General features: G+C 30.7%; 18 protein-coding genes. 11 read left to right on the forward strand and 7 right to left on the reverse strand.

The genetic code is table 11. From position 1 onward, the window contains the following. Positions 1-990 precede the first annotated feature (990 nt). The 11 genes from HNV10_RS15355 (at position 991) to HNV10_RS15405 (ending at position 9885) form a co-directional block, all read left to right on the forward strand. Positions 991-1839 (forward strand): universal stress protein, encoded by an 849-nt coding sequence (locus tag HNV10_RS15355; protein WP_173302280.1) that lies wholly within the window; start codon positions 991-993, stop codon positions 1837-1839. A gap of 24 nt (positions 1840-1863) precedes the next feature. Next, complete coding sequence (locus tag HNV10_RS15360) at positions 1864-2709, forward strand: universal stress protein (RefSeq protein WP_173302281.1); 846 nt, start codon at positions 1864-1866, stop codon at positions 2707-2709. 64 nt (positions 2710-2773) lie between these two features. After that, the gene (locus tag HNV10_RS15365; protein ID WP_173302282.1) at positions 2774-3607 is read left to right on the forward strand and encodes a universal stress protein; all 834 of its coding nucleotides are present in this window, start codon (positions 2774-2776) and stop codon (positions 3605-3607) included. 65 nt (positions 3608-3672) lie between these two features. Beyond that, on the forward strand, positions 3673-4509 hold the full coding sequence (locus HNV10_RS15370) for a universal stress protein (protein WP_173302283.1): 837 nt from the start codon (positions 3673-3675) through the stop codon (positions 4507-4509). Between the two features lie 65 nt (positions 4510-4574). Next, a complete protein-coding gene (locus HNV10_RS15375; RefSeq protein WP_173302284.1) occupies positions 4575-5429 on the forward strand; it encodes a universal stress protein in 855 nt (284 codons plus the stop codon). Positions 5430-5486: 57 nt separating this feature from the next. Then, a complete protein-coding gene (locus HNV10_RS15380) occupies positions 5487-5894 on the forward strand; it encodes a hypothetical protein (RefSeq protein ID WP_173302285.1) in 408 nt (135 codons plus the stop codon). Positions 5895-5919: 25 nt separating this feature from the next. Continuing rightward, positions 5920-6771 (forward strand): ATP cone domain-containing protein, encoded by an 852-nt coding sequence (locus HNV10_RS15385; RefSeq protein ID WP_173302286.1) that lies wholly within the window; start codon positions 5920-5922, stop codon positions 6769-6771. 3 nt (positions 6772-6774) lie between these two features. Further along, entirely contained in the window at positions 6775-8148 is a 1374-nt protein-coding gene (locus tag HNV10_RS15390) for an MBL fold metallo-hydrolase RNA specificity domain-containing protein (protein ID WP_173302287.1), read from the forward strand. Between the two features lie 100 nt (positions 8149-8248). Further along, entirely contained in the window at positions 8249-8701 is a 453-nt protein-coding gene (locus tag HNV10_RS15395; RefSeq protein WP_173302288.1) for an Hsp20/alpha crystallin family protein, read from the forward strand. 60 nt (positions 8702-8761) lie between these two features. Next, on the forward strand, positions 8762-9211 hold the full coding sequence (locus tag HNV10_RS15400; protein WP_173302289.1) for a hypothetical protein: 450 nt from the start codon (positions 8762-8764) through the stop codon (positions 9209-9211). Between the two features lie 14 nt (positions 9212-9225). Continuing rightward, positions 9226-9885: a hypothetical protein gene (locus HNV10_RS15405; protein WP_173302290.1), complete on the forward strand. Its 660-nt coding sequence runs from the start codon at positions 9226-9228 to the stop codon at positions 9883-9885. 12 nt (positions 9886-9897) lie between these two features. On the opposite strand, the gene HNV10_RS15410 is transcribed toward HNV10_RS15405, so the two are convergent. The 7 genes from HNV10_RS15410 to HNV10_RS15440 all read right to left on the reverse strand — a co-directional run bounded on the left by HNV10_RS15410 (position 9898) and on the right by HNV10_RS15440 (position 20073). After that, on the reverse strand, positions 9898-10731 hold the full coding sequence (locus HNV10_RS15410; protein ID WP_173302291.1) for a universal stress protein: 834 nt from the start codon (positions 10729-10731) through the stop codon (positions 9898-9900). Between the two features lie 178 nt (positions 10732-10909). After that, entirely contained in the window at positions 10910-12877 is a 1968-nt protein-coding gene (locus HNV10_RS15415) for a protein-disulfide reductase DsbD family protein (protein WP_173302292.1), read from the reverse strand. A 13-nt stretch (positions 12878-12890) separates the two neighbouring features. Then, the gene (locus HNV10_RS15420; RefSeq protein WP_173302293.1) at positions 12891-13340 is read right to left on the reverse strand and encodes a protein-disulfide reductase DsbD domain-containing protein; all 450 of its coding nucleotides are present in this window, start codon (positions 13338-13340) and stop codon (positions 12891-12893) included. A gap of 252 nt (positions 13341-13592) precedes the next feature. Further along, the gene (locus tag HNV10_RS15425) at positions 13593-14354 is read right to left on the reverse strand and encodes an endonuclease/exonuclease/phosphatase family protein (RefSeq protein ID WP_241695523.1); all 762 of its coding nucleotides are present in this window, start codon (positions 14352-14354) and stop codon (positions 13593-13595) included. Positions 14355-14534: 180 nt separating this feature from the next. Further along, positions 14535-15341 carry a glycerophosphodiester phosphodiesterase gene (locus HNV10_RS15430; protein ID WP_173302295.1) on the reverse strand — a complete coding sequence of 269 codons (807 nt, stop codon included), beginning with the start codon at positions 15339-15341 and terminating at the stop codon, positions 14535-14537. Positions 15342-15435: 94 nt separating this feature from the next. Continuing rightward, entirely contained in the window at positions 15436-17049 is a 1614-nt protein-coding gene (locus tag HNV10_RS15435) for a RagB/SusD family nutrient uptake outer membrane protein (protein WP_173302296.1), read from the reverse strand. A 21-nt stretch (positions 17050-17070) separates the two neighbouring features. Further along, entirely contained in the window at positions 17071-20073 is a 3003-nt protein-coding gene (locus HNV10_RS15440; protein ID WP_173302297.1) for a SusC/RagA family TonB-linked outer membrane protein, read from the reverse strand. Between the last annotated feature and the right edge of the window lie 22 nt (positions 20074-20095).

Raw genomic sequence — 20095 nt, forward strand, 5'->3', positions numbered from 1 at the left:
TGTTCTTTTCTATACTGAAAACTTAAAAATATAAAGTTTTAAATTTTTTAAAAGCTATTGTTTAATTATAATATATGGTTTTCTAATTACTTTAAGAATGAAGATTTCTTAGAGAAACCAAAAATTAAATAATAAACTAAAATGGATTTAGAACAAGAGGTTTCAACATCTTGTTAATTTAAAACTTGCAGATTTTGCATTGTAAGATGTAAAGTCTAACGCAGAAGTATTTAAAATTAAAATTTTGCTTAAATGTATTTTTAATAAACTTTATTTATATCGTTTTATTAAGAGTTTCATATGGTTGGTTTTAAAATTGAATACTCTGAGGAAACAGGAGGTTTCGACTTCCTGTTTTTTTTAAAAAAATTATACAGATTTTATATTGTTAAATATTAAGTCTGCTGAGAGGCGTTTAAAAATATGATTTAGTTGTAAATACTTTCAGTTTTTCTTAAGACCTAAAGAGTTCTTTAAACTGCTATGAAAACTAAATTATAAAATTGAACGCTTTGCGGAAACAGGAAGGTAAAACTTCCTGTTTCTTTTATAACACTCATAATCTCAGAGTAAAATGGGAGAAAATTTGCCAAATAGTATTTAATTCTAAAGTTTATTTAAGGGACATTAATTATTTGAAACAAGCATAGGTTTTAATGATTGCATAAACCAGACTATAGCATTGAATACTATTAATTTGAAACAGGAAGTTATTCGCTTCCTGTTTCTTTTTGTATTAAGTTTTAATAAATTTTATTAAAAATAAGGCACAAAACACCACTACTATTACGTACTACAGCTAAACATAAGTTACAAACAAGTAGCTGTTTTACTTTCTAATTTTTAAATTTTCAATATGTAAAATTCAATTAGCCATACACAAAGACTAACTAAATAAGAGTTAATTGCGAACAAACTTTTTACATGACATATATCATTGTAATACTTGGTTTTAAGATCTAATTTTAAAACAATATAAATCTTTAAGCCATGGAAAGCATACTTATACCAACCGATTTTTCAGAAAATGCAATGAATGCTGTTAAATATGCTTTAGAATTTTTTAAGTATCAAAAAACAGTATTTTATTTTATGCATGCTTACCAAAATGAATTCTATGACCACGAAGAACTAGTCTCACGCGAGAAGTCTGAGGAAGTATTAAATAAAATAAAAACCGCATCACAAAAGAATTTAGAAAAACTACTAGAAGACGTTAAAAAAATAGCGCCAAATCCTAGATATACCTATCATACTATTTCTGCAAATAACACACTTGTAGAAGAGGCAAACGCTATTGCAGATGAAAAGAATATAGATTTAATTGTAATGGGCACAAAAGGTAAATCTAACGAACGTCACATAGTATTTGGAAGTCAAACATTCCAGGTTTTAAAATATGTACAATGTCCGGTTTTAGCAATACCAACCAATTATACTAACACACAACCTAAGCATATTGTTTTCCCTACCAATTATTTAATTCCATATAAACGCAGAGAATTAAAACTGTTATCAGATTTAGCAAAATCTTACAGAAGTGTCATAGACGTCATATACATTTCAACAAGCAAAAAATTATCTATAAGACAAGAAGACAACAAAGATTTTATAAAAGATACGTTACGCAACAACACAGTGAATTTTAAAATTATAGATAGCAAAAAATTAGATGAAGCTATTAAGAATTATATCCAAGAAAACAATATTGATATGATTACTATGGTAAACACCCAACATTCATTTTTAGAGGATATGCTATTCCCTTCGGCTATCGATAAAGTGAGTCTTGGATTAGAAATACCATTGTTAGCTATGCAAAACACAAAGCGAAATTGACAAAAATATAAAACACACAAAGTCATGAAACACGTACTCTTACCTACCGATTTTTCAGACAATTCATGGAATGCCATAGTTTATGCTATTAAACTTTTTAAAAAGGAAACTTGTACATTTCATATATTAAACACGTATACACCTATAATCTATAATGTTGAATACGTTTTAGGATATCCTGCTCAGTTTGGTTTAGCAGATGCTATTAGAAATACAGCGCAAGAAAACCTTAAAGAAATTGTTGAAAAAATATCTGAAACCTTCGACGATAATTCTAAACACACATTTACAACCTTAGCAAGATTTAACACCTTAGTTTCTGGCATTAGAGAATTTTTATCAGAAAATAAAACGGATCTTATAATCATGGGAACCAAAGGTGCAACTGGTGCCAAAGAGGTGCTATTTGGATCCAATACTGTACATGTTTTTAAAGACATAAAATGTCCGGTTTTGGCGATTCCTTCAGATTTTGATTTTGAAAAACCACACGAAATACTTTTCCCTACTGATCTTGAGGTGAACTATAATGACTTTCAGTTAGATATCTTAAAAGACATAGCAAAAACTAATATTGCACGGATTAACGCACTGCACGTATCTACAGGCTACGATTTAACAGAAAAACAAAAAAATAACCAATTAGAACTTGAAAAACAGTTTAAAACTTTATCCTATTTATTTCATCATTACAAAAGCATGAATGTTACTGAGGCTATTGATCAATTTCAAATAAAATCTAAAATTAATCTATTGGCAATGGTAAACAACAAACACTCTTTCTTTGAAAATCTATTCTTTAAATCGACACTCAACCAAATCGGATTTAATTTGAATGTGCCTTTTTTAGTACTTCCTTCTAAGCATTGATTTATATGATTTAAAAATAGCGTTTTAAACGCATCTCCTCAGTATTAATATTAAGATTTACAACATGACAAAACACATCCTATTACCAACAGATTTCTCAGATAACGCATGGAGTGCTGCAGTATATGCATTAAAGTTATATCAAGATGAAGTGTGTACGTTTCACTTTCTACATTCATCGAAAATGAAAATTTCTACAATGTCAAACATGTCTAATAAATTAATACGTGTTTTGAAAGAAAATGCCATGAAAGAACTCTCAGAATTGAGAGAAATGGCAGAAAAAGCCAATGCAAATGCCAATCATAATTTCGAAATTATTTTATCTTCCCATGATCTACAATCTACCATGGAAGTGGTTATAGAAAAGGAGAATATTGATCTTGTTGTAATGGGCACAAAAGGAGCTACAAAGGCCAAAGAAATCGTTTTTGGTAGTAATACAGTACATATTATAAAAAAGGTAAAAAGCTGCCCTATATTGGTAGTACCAGATGAATACGACTTTGTTAAACCAGAGCAAATTGCTTTCCCTACAGACTTCAACCGCTTTTATGGTGAAGAAATTTCACCATTAACACGCTTAGCAGACCTTTATAATTCTACAATTAGAATTGTTCACATAAATAAAGAAGACGAGCTAACAGAATTACAAGAACATAATTTAAATCAGCTAAAAATAGCTTTAAAGGATTATCCAAATAGTTTTCATTGGATGCCAGATTATGGAAAAAAAACAGAGGCCATCAATGATTTTATTGAAGAGCTACAAATAAATATTTTGGCCATGATTAACTATAAACATAGTTTTATTGAAGGTATAATAAAAGAACCTGTAATAAAAAAACTAGGTTTTAAACCCAATACTCCTTTTATGGTTATTCCATGTACAAACTGATATAAATCATATTTTTTAGTTAGGCTATCAAGTATTTTTAATATAGAATTATAAAATAACTAATAATGGAACATCATATATTATTACCAACAGATTTTTCCGATAACGCATGGAGTGCAGCTATTTATGCATTTCAATTTTACAAGGAAGAGCCATGTACATTTTACTTTTTACATGCATGGAAATTTTCTAATTCTTTATCTAGAACTTACATAACATCTAATTACATTGAAACCTTAAAAAAAGATGCAAATATTCATTTAAAAGAGCTTTTAGATTTGGCAGAAGTAAGTAAGACCAATCCTAAACACATTTTTAAATCTATTTTAAGTACTGAACCTCTTTTAGATGCTGTTGAAACAACCGTTAAAGACCAAAACATAGACTTGGTAATTATGGGAACCAAAGGAGCTTCTGGTGTTAGCGAATTTCTATATGGAAGTAATACGGTTAACATTGTAAGTAAAATGAAGCTTTGTCCATTATTAATTATACCAGCTGGATACGAGTATGTTAAACCAAATCAAGTTGCATTCCCAACAGATTATAATCATTTTTACGGTGAAGAATTAGATCAAATAAAACAGGTTTGTAAACTACATAATTCTAAAATTAGAGTATTCCATATTAATAAAAAAAGTAATCTTAGCGAAAAGCAAAATTACAATTTGGCCATGTTAAAAGCCTATTTAGAAGACCATAAACACAGTTGCCATTGGATGATTGATTACGACAATAAAGAACATGCTATAAAAGATTTTATTAAAGAATTTGATATTAATATGCTTACTATGATAAGCTACAAGCATAGTTTTTTTGAAGATATCATTAAAGAACCTGTTGTAAAGAAAATAGGACTACATCCTACAATACCTTTTCTAGTGGTTCCTAGTAGTGACTGATGGATATCATTTCAAAAAGCCCATGAAAAAGCTAATTTTAATAGAAGCGTTAAAATTACACCATCATGAGACATCAAATATTATTACCGACCGATTTTTCTAAAAGCTCAATTAAAGCAATTAATTACGCTAGAGAATTATACAAAAATGATTATTGCGATTTTTATTTACTAAATGTATTTTCTGGAACAAGCAATATCCTAGAAAGCTTAATGAATATGGAACCTGGTAGCGAGCTTTTTGAAAGCGCAAAACTAAATTCCGAAAATGGTTTAGCCAAGGTTTTTGATATGATTACCATGAGTGACCATCATAATCCTAAACACAATTTTGAAGTCATCTCAAAGTATAACCATGTTGTTGAAGCTATTAAAAATGTTGTAGCACAAAAGGATATTGAAATTGTAATTATGGGTACCAAAGGCAAAACAAATGCTAGCAATTCTGCATTTGGAAGTGTTGCTGTAGATGTGATGGAAAAAGTTAGAAATTGCCCAATACTTGTAGTACCATTAAACGCTAATTTAGAATTACCTAAAGAAATTGTTTTTCCTACAGACTTTAAAACTAATTACAAAAGAAGAGAACTTACCTATTTAATTGACATTGCAAATAAATGCGATGCAACCATTGTTGTACTCCATATTCTTGAAACAACAGAACTAGATTCTAGTCAAAAAGAAAACAAGGAATTGCTTGAAAAAATCTTAAAAGGTACGCGCTATAAATTCCATAATTTATCTCATAATTCCGTAATGCCTGCAGTAAATATTTTTGTAGAGAGTAGAACTAGTGATATGGTTGCGTTTATAAATAAAAAGCATGCGTTTTTTGGAAGTATATTGACCAATCCAATGGTTAAGAAAATTTCATTTCATCTTAAGGTTCCGATATTAACCATGCACGACTTAAGAAACTAATTCAAAGATTTTGTTAACAATATTCTCTTTTGTAAGAGGACTAAATATAAATTTTCAATGAAAAATACAGGTATTTGGCTAGATAAAAAGAAAGCTATAATCGTAAGTATTGAAAACAACAAGGAAACGTTACATACGATTACATCTAATATCAATCGTTACAATCCTCATGGTGGTTCTGGCACAAAAATAAAAGGTGGTCCACAAGATGTTGTGCATGATAGTAAATATTTAGATCGCGAAAAACATGAGTTAAAGCAATATTTTAACGCTATTGCCTCTCAAATTAATGACACTGATGCTTTGGTGATTTTTGGACCTGCTGGTACCAATGAACAGTTTAATAAAGAGCTTCATAAAAATTACAAAAAATTGAGTACTAAAATAAAGGCTGTAAAAAAAGCAGATAGTATGACGGATAACCAAGTTAAAGCATTTATAAGAGACTTTTTTAAATCGAAGTAGTTGTTATACTTAAACCAGAAAAATAATGAATAACGAGTCAATTAATATTATTAAATCCTCGGGAGAAAAAGTAAGATTTTCTTTAGATAAATTGCGAAGTTCTTTAAAAAATACAGGAGCCGACAAAGAAACTATAGATGGTATTATTGATAATGTAAGAGACGAGTTATACCAAGGTATTTCCACCAAAGAAATCTATAATAGAGCATTTGCACTTTTAAAAAAGAAGAAAAGTTATTTCGCCTCAAAATACAAACTAAAAAAAGCTATTTATGAGTTAGGTCCAACTGGCTTTCCTTTTGAGCGTTTTATAAGTGAACTTTTAAAGTATTCTGGCTACAAAACAGAAGTAGGCCAAATTTTACAAGGAAAATGTGTTAAGCATGAGATTGATGTCTTAGCACATAAAAAAAATAAAACAACGATTATAGAATGTAAATACCATAGTGAACAAGGCTTAAATTGTAATGTAAAAATTCCCTTATATATTAACTCAAGATATCAAGATGTAAAATCATTTTGGAATGCTAACCTTAAAAATGGCACGTTGCTAGACCAAGGTTGGGTGGTTACCAATACACGTTTTACAGAAGATGCCTTACTATATGGCAAATGTTGCGGTCTCTATTTATTGAGTTGGGACTATCCTAAAAATGACGCATTAAAAGACAGAATAGATAGATTAGGCCTATATCCAATTACGGTTTCTACCTTGCTATCTAAACGAGAAAAACAATTTTTATTAAGTAGAGATGTGGTAATGTGCAGACAATTGCTGCACGACAAATTTTACTTAGACCATTTAGGTATTTCTGAATCTAGAAAAAATAAAATACTGAATGAAATCGCACAATTATGTCCAAACACTAATCACTAAATCATGGAAAAATTCGCAAAAATTAACTTCTTAGGTGCTTCTGGTATTGTCACAGGATCCAAGTTTCTTATTGAAACTTCTGAGAAAAATATTATGATAGATTGTGGTATGTTTCAAGGGTTAAAAGAGTTGCGACAGCTTAATTGGAGTAATCTCCCTATAGATGTTAATGCCATTGATATTGTGCTACTAACTCATGGACATTTAGATCATGTTGGCTATTTACCTCGTTTATTACAACAAGGATTCTCAGGAAAGATAGTTGGTACTGCACCAACAATGGCTATTACAGAAATAATATTAAAAGACAGTGCCAAAATACAAGAGGAAGAAGCAGAACAAGCCAACAAAGAAAAATACAGCAAACATAAACCAGCATTACCGTTCTACACAGTTAAAGAAGCAGAAGAAACTATTAAATTATTTGAAACACAAGTACCAGACAAATGGATAAATTTGTCCGAGCATATTAAATATCGTTTTCAATATAACGGTCATATCATTGGTGCTACATTTATAGAAATAGACATTAATAATAAACGTTTTGTTTTTTCTGGAGATATAGGAAGATATAATGATTATTTGCTATACCAACCTAAACAACCAGAATGGGCAGATTTTCTATTTATAGAAAGTACGTATGGAAACAAACTACATCCTAAAGAAGACGTTGAAGAAAAATTAACCTCAATTATTTTAGAGACGTTGCAAAAAAAAGGCAATTTAATCATTCCTAGCTTTGCCGTAGAACGCTTACAAACCTTAATGTATATTTTATGGCAACTTTATAAAAAGAACAAAATCCCTAATATTCCTATTTTTATAGACAGTCCTATGGGCTACAATGTATTAAATGTCTTTAAACGTTTTCCACAATGGCATAAATTATCTGATTCAGAATATAAGGACATGTGCAACCATGTAAATATAGTAGAATCGTATAGAGAAACATGGGAAACCATTGATGATAAAAGGTCTAAAATAGTCATTGCTGGTAGTGGGATGGTTACAGGAGGCCGTGTCCTTACCTATTTAAAACAACTTATAGATGAACCTTCTACAACCGTACTATTAGTTGGTTACCAAGCAGAAGGAACTCGTGGAAGACTACTATTAGATGGTGCGCACGAAATAAGATTTTTTGGAAAATACTATCCCGTAAAAGCGACTATAGATAGTATAGAAAGTTTATCTGCACATGCCGATCAAAACGATTTATTAAATTGGATGAGCTCTATTAAAAACATTCCTGAAAAAGTATATTTAATTCATGGAGAACCTACCGCTTTAGATGCGTTTAGAGTAAAAATACAAGACCAACATCATTGGAATGTTATAATCCCAAAATTAACCGATGTTGACAAAGTAATAATTTAAGATGTTTTAACATTCTAAACTGATGGATATCATTTACATAGAGGTAATTCTTAAGTAATTTAGGGTTATTAAAATTAGTTTAATTTAAATACAAAAGATTATGTCACTTATTAAATTTAACAACAGAAACAGATTATTCCCATCATGGAATAATGACAGCTTAAAAAATTTTTTAAGCAGCGACGATTTTTTTAACAATGACTTTTTTGAAGAAGATAGCTTAATGCCAGCAATGAATGTTAAGGAACATGAAAATGATTTTGAAATTGAATTTGCTGCTCCAGGTTTTTCTAAAAAAGATTTTGAAGTAACTATAAAAGACAATGTGCTTAATGTTTGTGGTGAGAAAAAATTAGAAAAAGAAGAAAAAGAAGAAGACTATACACGCAAAGAGTTTAGTTACAATTCTTTTAAAAGATCTTTGAGCTTACCAAAAACTGTTAATGCAGATCAAGATGTTAAGGCTACTTATAAAGATGGTATTTTAAAATTAAATCTTCTTAAAAAGGAAGAAGCTAAGAAACAACCTAAAAAAATCATTGAAGTTTTATAAGAAACTTAAAACAGAAAGCAGTTAGTTTAACTGCTTTCTGTTTTACTAAAAACTAGTATTATGGAAACAATACAAACACACGCAAGATATGTAGAATGGTTGAGTGCAGATGAGATGCACAATCATTCTAAAGAATGGTTATCTCAATTAGAATTTATAAGAGATGAACATTTATTTTTTGAAGATTTAATTAAATCAAACACGCTGCAACTTATTAATCCAGAAAAATTTGCACATAATAAAGAAATTATTGATGCCATTAATAGATCACAGAAGCACAACAATTTATTAATTGAGGCCATTCAAACACATGAAAATGAACTTAAAATTTTAGTTGATGGTATAAATCAACCAAAAGAAGAAGAGGCGTATAAAAAAGAGCATAGAGGTTTAATAGTTAAAATTAGCGAGTTTCTTAAGTACTATAGAACTTTAAAAGTGCAATTATTTGATATTGTTAAAGCAATTAAAAAAGAAGAGAAAATAAGGCTCTTAATTGATGGTAAATAAAATCTAATTAAATTATGAAACGTTTCATTCTAGTCATTATAGTTATAGTATTATTTAGTTGTAATTCTACACAACTCATAGAAACTTGGAAAAACCCAGAAGTAACAACTTACGAACCTTCTAAAGTATTGGTTGTTGGGTTAACATCTAATTTAGAGGCAAGACGAAATTTTGAAAATCAACTTAAATCTGAATTACAATTGCGTGGTATAGAAGCCATAAGTAGTTTAGAAATTTTTAAGCCTGAAAAAATGACCGAGAATGATCTTAAAACATTAGAAAACAATTTAATTGATAGTGGTTTTGATACCATTCTGTTTTCTAAAATTATAGGCGTAGAAGATAAAATTGTTTACAAGAAAAACTACGATGGTTATGATGAAACGTACTCAAAATTTAGAGAAGACTATTTAAAATACCAAGATGTATACTATAATCCAGATTATTATAATGAATACACTGTTTACCATGCAGAAACAGCACTATATTGTATTTGCCCAACAAAAGATAGATCGCTTCTCTGGAAAGGTTATATTGATATAGTAGAACCAGAATCTGCAGAAAGAACAATAACTAATTATGTAAATTTGGTTATTCTTGCCTTAGAACAAGAGCAATTAATTAACCCTGAATTACTGATTAATGACCCAATTGACGATGAGTTAATTAACTAAACTATTTATGCTCTAAGTATGAAAGATTAATAACGGCACTCTTAAATTCTTACTTATTTGCGTCGTTGTTGAACCTATAATAAAGCGCTCAAATAGGCTTTCCTTTTGCACTAATAATGTTATTAAATCTATGGAATGCGATTGAGTATAATTATCAACAGCATAATTCATTGGCACATTATTAATGTTATGATATTCATGTTTTATATCTTTTAATAAAGAATTAATGTTATCCATATCCTTTAATGCTTCTTCAGAAGCTTCATTATTAGGCATTATTCTTAAAACGTGTAATTTCTTACCAAAACGTTTGGTAAATTTTAAAACATCCGTAAATACTTTACCACTTAGAGTATCCTTTATATCTAAAGGCAATAATATTTCTTCTGGAATTTTATAAGCAAATCCTTCCGGAATTACCAAAGTTGGGACATGTACTTTTCTAATAACATTAATAGTATTGCTTCCAAAAACAACTTCTTTAGCACCTGTTACACCATTAGTTCCCATTACAACAAGATCTATAGATTTCGATTTTTTAATTTGATTTATGGCTTCTGGTAGTGCATCATAATCTACCAATATTTCATAGCTAAATTTTTCGTTTTTAAATTCGCTATCTAATTGAACTATGAGTTTTGCTAACTTGCGTTTAGTTTTTGCTACCATAGAATTATAAATACTCTCGTTGCCAGCTAACAATAAATCATCACTCATGTAAGTTGCAGGACTTTGGGCATGTAACAAAAAGAAATTACATATATCATCTTCAAATAATTGAAGCGCATAATGGATAGCATTAATAGAATTTTTAGAAAAGTCTGTAAGTAAGAGTATGTTTTTCATGTTCTTCTGTTTCCTTAAAAATAACAAAAGTCCACTAAAAATAAAATGATATAAATCAACAATCTCAGTATATCATAGAATGATTTAAATCAAAAGTATTCCGTATGCGTTCTTATACAAAGACATCTTTATACACTTGTAAGAGTGTCTAAAAGCTACTTCTTAATTGAAATATACTCTATTTAAAATTTCCAACACCTTCTGAAAGCCAATTATAGTATTCATCTACATCTGGAGTATAAGCTACAGGTTTAATGAGGTTATCTTCATTATGATCCATAATAACATAAAGCGGCTGTGTATTGGTTTTGTATTTAATTGTTTGCAATTCGCTCCATTTTTGACCAATGTATTTTAGCTTTTTACCTGGTTTTAATTTAGAGTCTACAATCTCATCATCTTTTAATTTTCGTTTATCATCAACATAAAGTGAAATTAGTACCACGTCATTTTTTAGAATATCTAAGACTTTAGGTTTTACCCAAACGTTTTGTTCCATTTTACGGCAATTAACGCAAGCTTTTCCTGTAAAATCTATCATTACAGGCTTACCAACTTTTTTAGCATAAGCTAAACCTTTATAGTAATCATTAAACGCTAAAATATCATGTGGAGCCATTAAATGTGCACCTTCGGGTACGTCTGTATGTACAGATGAACCTCCTCCTTTAGAATTTCCTACACCATATGGCGACTCGCTATAATGTTGTGGTGGCGGAAAAGCACTTATTAAATTTAATGGTGCTCCCCAAAGTCCAGGTATCATATAGATTGTAAACGACAAAACCAACAGTCCTAATCCTAATCGACCAACTGAAATATGTGTTAATGGCGAATCATGAGGTAACTGAATTTTCCCAAAAAGATAAAATGCCAAAGCTCCAAATATGGCAATCCATACTGCTATAAAAACTTCGCGCTCAAACAAATGTAAATCTAAAACCAAATCTGCATTAGACAAGAATTTAAATGCTAATGCTAACTCTAAAAATCCTAAAACTACCTTCACCGTATTTAACCAACCACCAGATTTTGGTAATGAGTTTAACCAACCAGGAAATGCAGCAAATAAAGCAAATGGCAAGGCAATAGCTAGAGAAAACCCTAACATACCGACAATAGGTCCTACTTGGCTTCCACCAGCAGCTGCTTCAACCAATAGTGTACCAACAATTGGACCTGTACAAGAAAACGAAACAATAGCTAAAGCTAAAGCCATAAAAAATATACCAACTAAACCACCTCTATCTGCTTGAGAATCTACCTTGTTTGCCCAAGAGTTTGGCAACATAATTTCAAAAGCACCTAAAAATGAAGCTGCAAATACGAGGAGTAAAACGAAAAATATAAGATTAAACCAAACATTTGTAGATAGCGCATTTAAGGCATCTGCACCAAATATTAAACTTACTAAAATGCCTAATAAGACATAAATTACAATAATAGAAAGTCCGTAAATAATTGCATTTCTAATTCCTGCTGCTTTGGTTTTACTCTGTTTAGTAAAGAAACTTACGGTCATAGGAATCATAGGAAACACACATGGTGTTAATAAGGCTGCAAAACCAGAGAAAAAAGCTATAAAGAATATAGACCATAAACCTTTATTAGAGTCATCAGTGTTAGTTGAACTTGAATCTGTATCTAAGACTTTTGAATCTTGGTCTGTTGAATCGTTTGAAGCAGACATGGCTTCATTAGATAAATTAAAAACCAAATCTACTTCGGTTGGTGGCGTACAATTTTTATCGTTACAAGCCATAAACTCTACAAAAGCATCAATGCTTTTTACTTCGCCTTCAACAACAATTTTCTGTTTAAAAACGGCCGTTTCATCAAAGAACTTAATCTTCATTTCAAAAACAGGATCATCTACAATATGCCCTTTAGGTTCAGAAGTATTACCAGAAAGTGTAAAATTCCCAGCGCTATTATCATAAATAAACGATGTTGGTATTGGACCATCTTCTGGCACATCTTGCGAATATAGATGCCAACCAGAATCTATGGTTGCTTTTGCTATTAAGATATAATCAGTATCAGATATTTTTTCTACTGAAGTTGACCACTTAACTGGTTCAAAAATCTGGGAATTTGCTGTAAGACCAACTATTAATCCAATAAAAACAAAAAGGAATTTTCTCATTTTAAATCACTAACTATTTAACATCAAAAACTAAATCTACTTCGGTTGGTGGCAAACATCTACTATCGTCACAAACCATAAATTCTACTGTAGCTTCAACTTTAAAAGGAACTTTTGATTTTAATTTTATACGTTGTTTAAATGTAGCTTTGTGTTCAAAATACTTAATTTCCATTTCAAAGACTGGATCATTAACCGTATGTCCTTTATCTTCTTTAGTATTTCCTTTTTTAAGGTAATCTCCACTACTCTTAAAAGTGAAACTTGTTGGCACAGGACCATCTTCTGGAACACTTTGAGAATATAAATGCCACTTATCATCAACAGCTGCTGTGGCAACTAATTCGTATTCTGTCTCAGAAATTTTTGTAACCGAAGTAGACCATGTTACAGGTTCTAAAATTTGAGCTTGTACAAAACTTGATACAAGTATCATTACGACTATAAAAAGTGATTTTTTCATAAATATTTAGAATTAAAAATAATTAGTGCTCCAATAAAGTAAAATATTAGTTTATGCAATATTAGCAAAACATTTTTTATCAATTATTGTTTTTATTAAAGAGATATGTTAATTCCTGTTACAATTGCATTATTATGCTATAAACTGCTCTGCATGTAAATGAGCTTAATAGTATGCATTAAAACGTAAAACGCTAAACTACTTTACAGCTATTTTAAAAGGCTTTTTTATTTGGCTTTGCGTAATAGCGGATTAATTTAAAATAAGTTCAGTATACACAGGAAAGTGATCTGAGGGAAACCTAGAATCAATTATACTTGATAACACACTATATTTTTGAACATTAGGCTTCAATTCTTTTGAAACAAAAATATAATCAATTCTGCGTGAAATAGGTTCATTGTACTTAAAACCGTTAAAAGTTCCGTTTGCCCCAAACTGTAATGCAGCAATCTGTTTAGAATCTAACATAGTATTAGATATTTCTTTAATAACCTCACTGTTAGGTTCAGCATTAAAATCTCCCATTACTATAACAGGATAATTTTGTTTATTTAAGAAAGAAATTTTATTGAGTATTAGTTTTACACTTTCTTTCCTCGCCTCTACTCCAACATGATCAAAGTGTGTATTAAACACCCAAAATTTTGATAGGTTATTCTGTTGTGAAAACAAACCATATGTACATATTCTAGGCAATGCAGCATCCCATCCTATAGAAACCTGATTAGGTTTAGGAGACAACCAAAATGTACCGTTGGTTTCTACATTTAATTTTTTTGAATTATAGAATATAGCAGAATATTCACCATTATCACCTCCATCTCTACCATGACCAATTAATTTATAATCTTTAAGTAAATTGTTTAAATCTTTAATTTGGTGTGATAAAGCTTCTTGAACACCCATAACATCTGGACCTAAAAATAATACTTGAGAGCTTAAAAACTCTTTTCGATTTGGCCATGCGTTATCACCATCAGAGGCAACATCTAAACGGATGTTGTACGTCATAACTTTAAGATTAGATTTAAAATCTAGACATCTCGAGTTATTATGATTAGTTTTACAACTACTGATAAAAAGAAAAAAAAATAATATTTGAATTGGTTTCATTTATGATATCTATTACGTTTCTAAAGAAATAAAACTTTAGAAATAATTTTGATATTTTACTTAACACACTGATTCTTTTTATTCTGTTTTACTAGAAATTGTATTAATTCTTTTAAAAGTTAGTTCTGGCTCATCTGTGGTTATATAATCGAAACCTTGTTGTAGTAGCCAATCTATATCTTCCTCTTTATTGGCTGTCCAAGCATTTAATTTAAGACCTAAGTCTTTAGCTTCAGCAATCCATTCTGGTTTTTGTTTTAGTTTCCATACTAGATAATCTAAACCTGTAATACTATCTCTCTTTAATTCTTGTGGTGTTTTAGAACCATTAAGATATAAAACTTTGGCTTTGGAATCAATCTTCTTAATGTGTTTAATAATTTCATATCCAAAACTAATGTAGTAGGCAATGTAAGCTTCAGCTTTTAATTCTTTTACTAAAGCTACTACTTTATCTGCCATTAATATATTACGTCCTTCAATATTTGAAGTTTTTATTTCGCAAACCAAACCAGTAGAAGTGTTATTTGACATTCCGGCTAAAATAAAATCTTTTAATGTTGGCAGAGTTTCACCATTTGCTAATTTATGTTTAGCCAATTCTGTATACGTATTAGACTCTATATCTAATCCTCCAAAATCAGCATCATGAGTTACAATTAGTACTTCATCTTTAGTCATCCGTACATCAAATTCTGATCCAGTACATTTTAAATTGATTGCTTCTTTTAAGGCAGCAATTGAATTTTTTGGCAGGTCTTTTGTTTTCCACGCACCTCTATGTGCAATAACAGCGTTATCTGCATAGACAATTTGAGGTTTAGTAGTTGTTGTATTGCACGAAATAAATCCAATACATAAAAACAAAACAATTAAATATCGCATAAAAAATGAGATTTTAAAAATAGAGCTAATCTCTCTGATTGTAATGTAAAAAAAAGGGCAAATTAGTTTGCCCTTTTTAAAAACTAATAAATAATTATTCATACCCTAGATTCTGAGGATAATCTGGTCCCAATAAATCTAAGTCTCTTTGAGCAATAGGCCAGTTAATAAAATGTGACTGCCAGTTTTCTCTAGGATCCTTAGAACCAAGATTAGCCGGAAAATATTCACCATCTCCTGCATAGGTAGTCATTTGTGTGTCTATTACACTTTGCCCCATTCTTTTTAATGTAAACCAACGTTGACCTTCAAAAGATAATTCTCTTGCACGCTCATCTAAAATTGTTTGCTGGTTAACACTAGATACTGGTGCAGCACCTGCTCTTTCTCTTACAGCGTTAATATAAGGTAAAGGATCACCTGAAGATCTCATTATTGCTTCTGCTGCAATTAAATAAGTTTCTGCCAATCTATAAACCGTTATGTTACTTCTATTTAAATAAGAATCTGGGTTATCATCTTCTTGAGCGAACTTAATACAAGAAGGGTGCATTCTCTTATAGTAATTAGAATAAGTTGAAGATGGGTTGTCTAAATCTGTTATAGGCTCATAGTTATCTACCTCCTCTCCAACTCTATCTCCAGACGTATAATAATATTTTAATCTAAAATAAGTATTATCATCTCTTGTATCATTTGGGTCTTCTGCTAAAAGATTTAACAAATATAAATTTGGAAGAATTCTAGAAAAACCTCTACCGCCTTGTTCTATATTAGCTTCAATCCCAGAAATCTGAAAATATTGTGTTACATAATTAGCATTCATCATAGTTGTACCTCCTCCTCCAAGCAAATCATCTTGCGATTGTATAACAAACAGAGATTCAGAGTTATTTCTATCGCCTGCAAATACATCTGCAGTACTAGCCACTAAACTATGAGGACTATCAGGCCCTTCTATAACATCTAAGGCTTGATTTTTAGCTTCTGTCCAATTACCTTGCCACATGGCTACTTTTGCTTTTACATGTTTAGCTGTTCCTTTTGTAACGCGTCCAAAAGTATCTGTCCATTCTAAATTTTCAATAGCATAATCTAGGTCATTATTAATAAGCTCAAATATTTCTTCTTCAGAAGATCTATCATTAACCACATTAAATGCATTATCAACTGTTACTGTTTCTGTAGTTACAAAGATATTATTATACATTCTGTATAAATAGAAATAAGAATGTGCTCTAAAATACTTGGCCTCAGCTAACACTTTCTTTCTTACAGCTTCATCAATACCTTCTATTTCATCAGCAGCATTAATTATAGCGGTTGCCTTATTGGTCATATTATAAAAATGTTTCCAGAATAATGTGGAGGCAAAAACAGAACCATAATCTCCAGAAGAAATACCTCTTTCGTATCTTCCCATTAGACCAGTATATCCTGTTCTAGCAAAAACCAAATCACTTCTTGAAGACATTAAAACCGCTCCCATATAATCTTCCGTACCATTATCGTAACGGTCTCTTTCAAATTTATATAAACTTACTACACCAGATTTTAAACCTTCTTCTGTTGTAAATATATAATCTGCATCTATTAATGAACTAGGTTGCTCTTCTAAGTAATCTTCACAAGAAGTTACAACGAAGAATAATGCCATGGTAAGCAATAAACCACCTGTTAGTTTTGAATAAAAAAACTTCGTTTTCATAATATTATTCTTTTTTTTTAATTAAAATTTAACTCTTACTCCAAATGTGAATGATCTTGCATCTGGATATCCAGTATCTGCACTAGAATAAGTGTCTCTAATATTTACCTCTGGACTATAACCAATATAATCTGTATCTGTAAACACATTAGTTGCCGTTATGTAAAATCTTATTTGATCAAAACTTAATTTTGAAACTATCTTATCAGATAATGTATAGCCTAAACTTACCGTTCTTAATCTAATATAAGACGCATCTTTAACAGCCAGTGCATTTAAATATTGATCTGGTGCATCAAAATTTGGTCTTGGAAATGTATTTGATGGATTCTCTGGCGTATAATAATTTACCTTAACACCATTTAATTTACCTTGCAATGTTCCTCCATTATTGTAGGTATTTAAAAATGGATTAATTTTTGTCGCACCTTCTACCATATAGAAATCTAAAAGCAAATCGAATCCTTTATACTCTAACGTTGTAGATAATGACCCAAACCAATCTGGGTTAGGGTCTGTAAACACGCGATCCTCTTGCGTTATTTTACCATCTGCTCCAGGAATTATATTTCCTTCTTCATCTACACCATTGATGTCTTTAATTTTAATATCACCTGCTCTAAGATTTGTTTGTGGTATTGCAGAATCTGGATTTGCTTGTGGTGAATTTGCAAAATCCTCTCCCTCTTGCCATATACCATCAAATGCATATTGATAAATTACACCAACAGGTTGACCTACATAATAATTATAAGTTGTGTCGTCCGTTATAGCATCACCATTACCATCCGTGTAAAGTTCTAAAATTTCGTTTTTATTATTAGACCAATTCGTAGAAACAGACCACTTAAAATCTTCTGTATTAAAGATATTAGCTGTTAAACCTAATTCTAAACCTGTATTTTGCATTTCACCTGCATTGAAGTAACTGTACTGATAACCAGTAGTAGAAGGCACACCTCTTTTTAATAATAAATCATTAGTTCTGGCATCATACCAGTTAATATTTCCGACTAATACTCTATTAAAAACTGAAAAATCTAAACCAAGGTTAAGTGTTGTTACTCTCTCGAATTTTAAATCTGGATTTGGTAATACAACAGATGGTGAAAAGCCTGAATATGTTTGTCCATCAAAAATATATTGTTGGGTTTCGGCTGTAAATAATGACTTATAAGGAGAACCTAAATCATTAACTAATGAGCCATAACTAACTCTTAATTTTAATTCTTGTACAGCATCTGAATCTTCTAAAAAGCTTTCATTATGAAGTTTCCATGCAAATGAACCTGCTGGATTATAACTCCATTCTTTTCCTTCACCATTTAACGAAGTACCATCTGCTCTCATAGTGGCAGTAAACAAATACTTATCCTTTAAAGTATATCTTGCCCTTGCCATATATCCCAAATATCTAATTGTTTCATCGCCAAAACGATCTACTGTAACATTACCAATTGCACTAGCTATTCCGTTATAACCTAAATCATCTGTAGTAAAGCCTTGGCCTTCGGTAAAGGTTCTTGAGTAAGAATTCTCTTGAGTAGATTGTACTAAGGTTAAATTAAATCTATGATCATCACTAAAAGCTTTATCATAAGTTAGGATGTTCTCTATTAAATAAGCTTCGCTTAATTTGTTTTCTATTCTCGCAATACCTCTAACATCATCGCCTGCAGAACTTAATGAAGATAAATACTGTCCTCGTTCTGTAGTTCTTCTGGTAAAGTTAGTTTTTAATTGATATGTTAAGTCTTTTGTGATTTGCCACTGTGGTGTAACATTAATAACAAAATCATTCCCTTTTTCTTCATTAGTTTGCTCTCTAAGATTCCATAAAGGGTTTACAGCAGACAGCTCTTCTCCACTAGGAAAACGTGTTATGCTTCCGTCTTCGTTATAAGCACTTCCTAAAGGTGATGTGGTTATAACATTTACATTTGCTGCTCTATCAGTATCATCATTTAAAATATTTAAATCAAAATTTACAGAAAACTTATCAGATATTTTTTGATCAACATTTAAACGTAATGTCTTTCTGGTGTAATTAGAGGTTGGGATTATACCATCTTCTTTAAAATAGTTGATACTACCAAAAACTTTAGTTAAATCGGTGCCACCACTTACACTAATGGCCTGACTATTTACAAAACCGTTTCTCATTAATTCATCTTCCCAATCTACAAAACGGTTATTAGCAATATTATCTAATTCAATTGGAGTAAATACATCATCTAAAACATCATCGGCATAGCTATCGTCAGATCTAGTAGACCTAACAGCTTCTCTTCTTAACTGTGCAAATTCTTGGCCACTATAAACATCAAAATTTCTTTCAATAGATTTAGTAGTTAAAAAGCCATGGTAGCTGATACTTATTTTACCAGCCTTACCTCTTTTTGTAGTAATTAAAACTACACCATTTGTACCTCTAGACCCATAAATTGCTTGTGCAGAAGCATCTTTAAGAAATTCAACAGACTCAATATCATCGGCATCTATATCTTCAATCCCATCATCTCTAATGATACCATCTACAACATATATAGCACTTACATTACCTTCAATAGAACTTTGCCCTCTAAAAATAATATCTGATGTACCACCAGGTCTTAAAGTACCGCCTCCAACATCAACTTGTAAACCAGCAATTCTACCACGTAGCATCTCATTAACATCTGATGTTGGTGATAAAATAGCCTTTTCTAAATCAGTAGTTGCAACAGCGTTTACAATGTCACTTTTCTTTTGTGTACCATAACCAACAACTATTACCTCTGCCAAAGAAGAATCATCTAATAGTGCAATAGTCATTTCTCCGTTAGTTACATTAACATCTTGTGTTTTAAAACCCACATAAGAAACTGAAATTATTGAAGCATTACTTGAAACCTCTAATGTAAATCGTCCATCGAAATCAGTTTGTGTTCCGTTTGTTGTTCCTTTTTCTAAAACAGAAGCACCAGGTAACGGCATATTATCTGAACTAGAAACTACCTTTCCTTTTACAATAGTCTGAGCCATGACGGCAAAAGAACTACAAAAT

It is taken from the genome of Winogradskyella litoriviva (assembly GCF_013249065.1).
GTDB classification, from domain to species: Bacteria; Bacteroidota; Bacteroidia; order Flavobacteriales; family Flavobacteriaceae; genus Winogradskyella; species Winogradskyella litoriviva.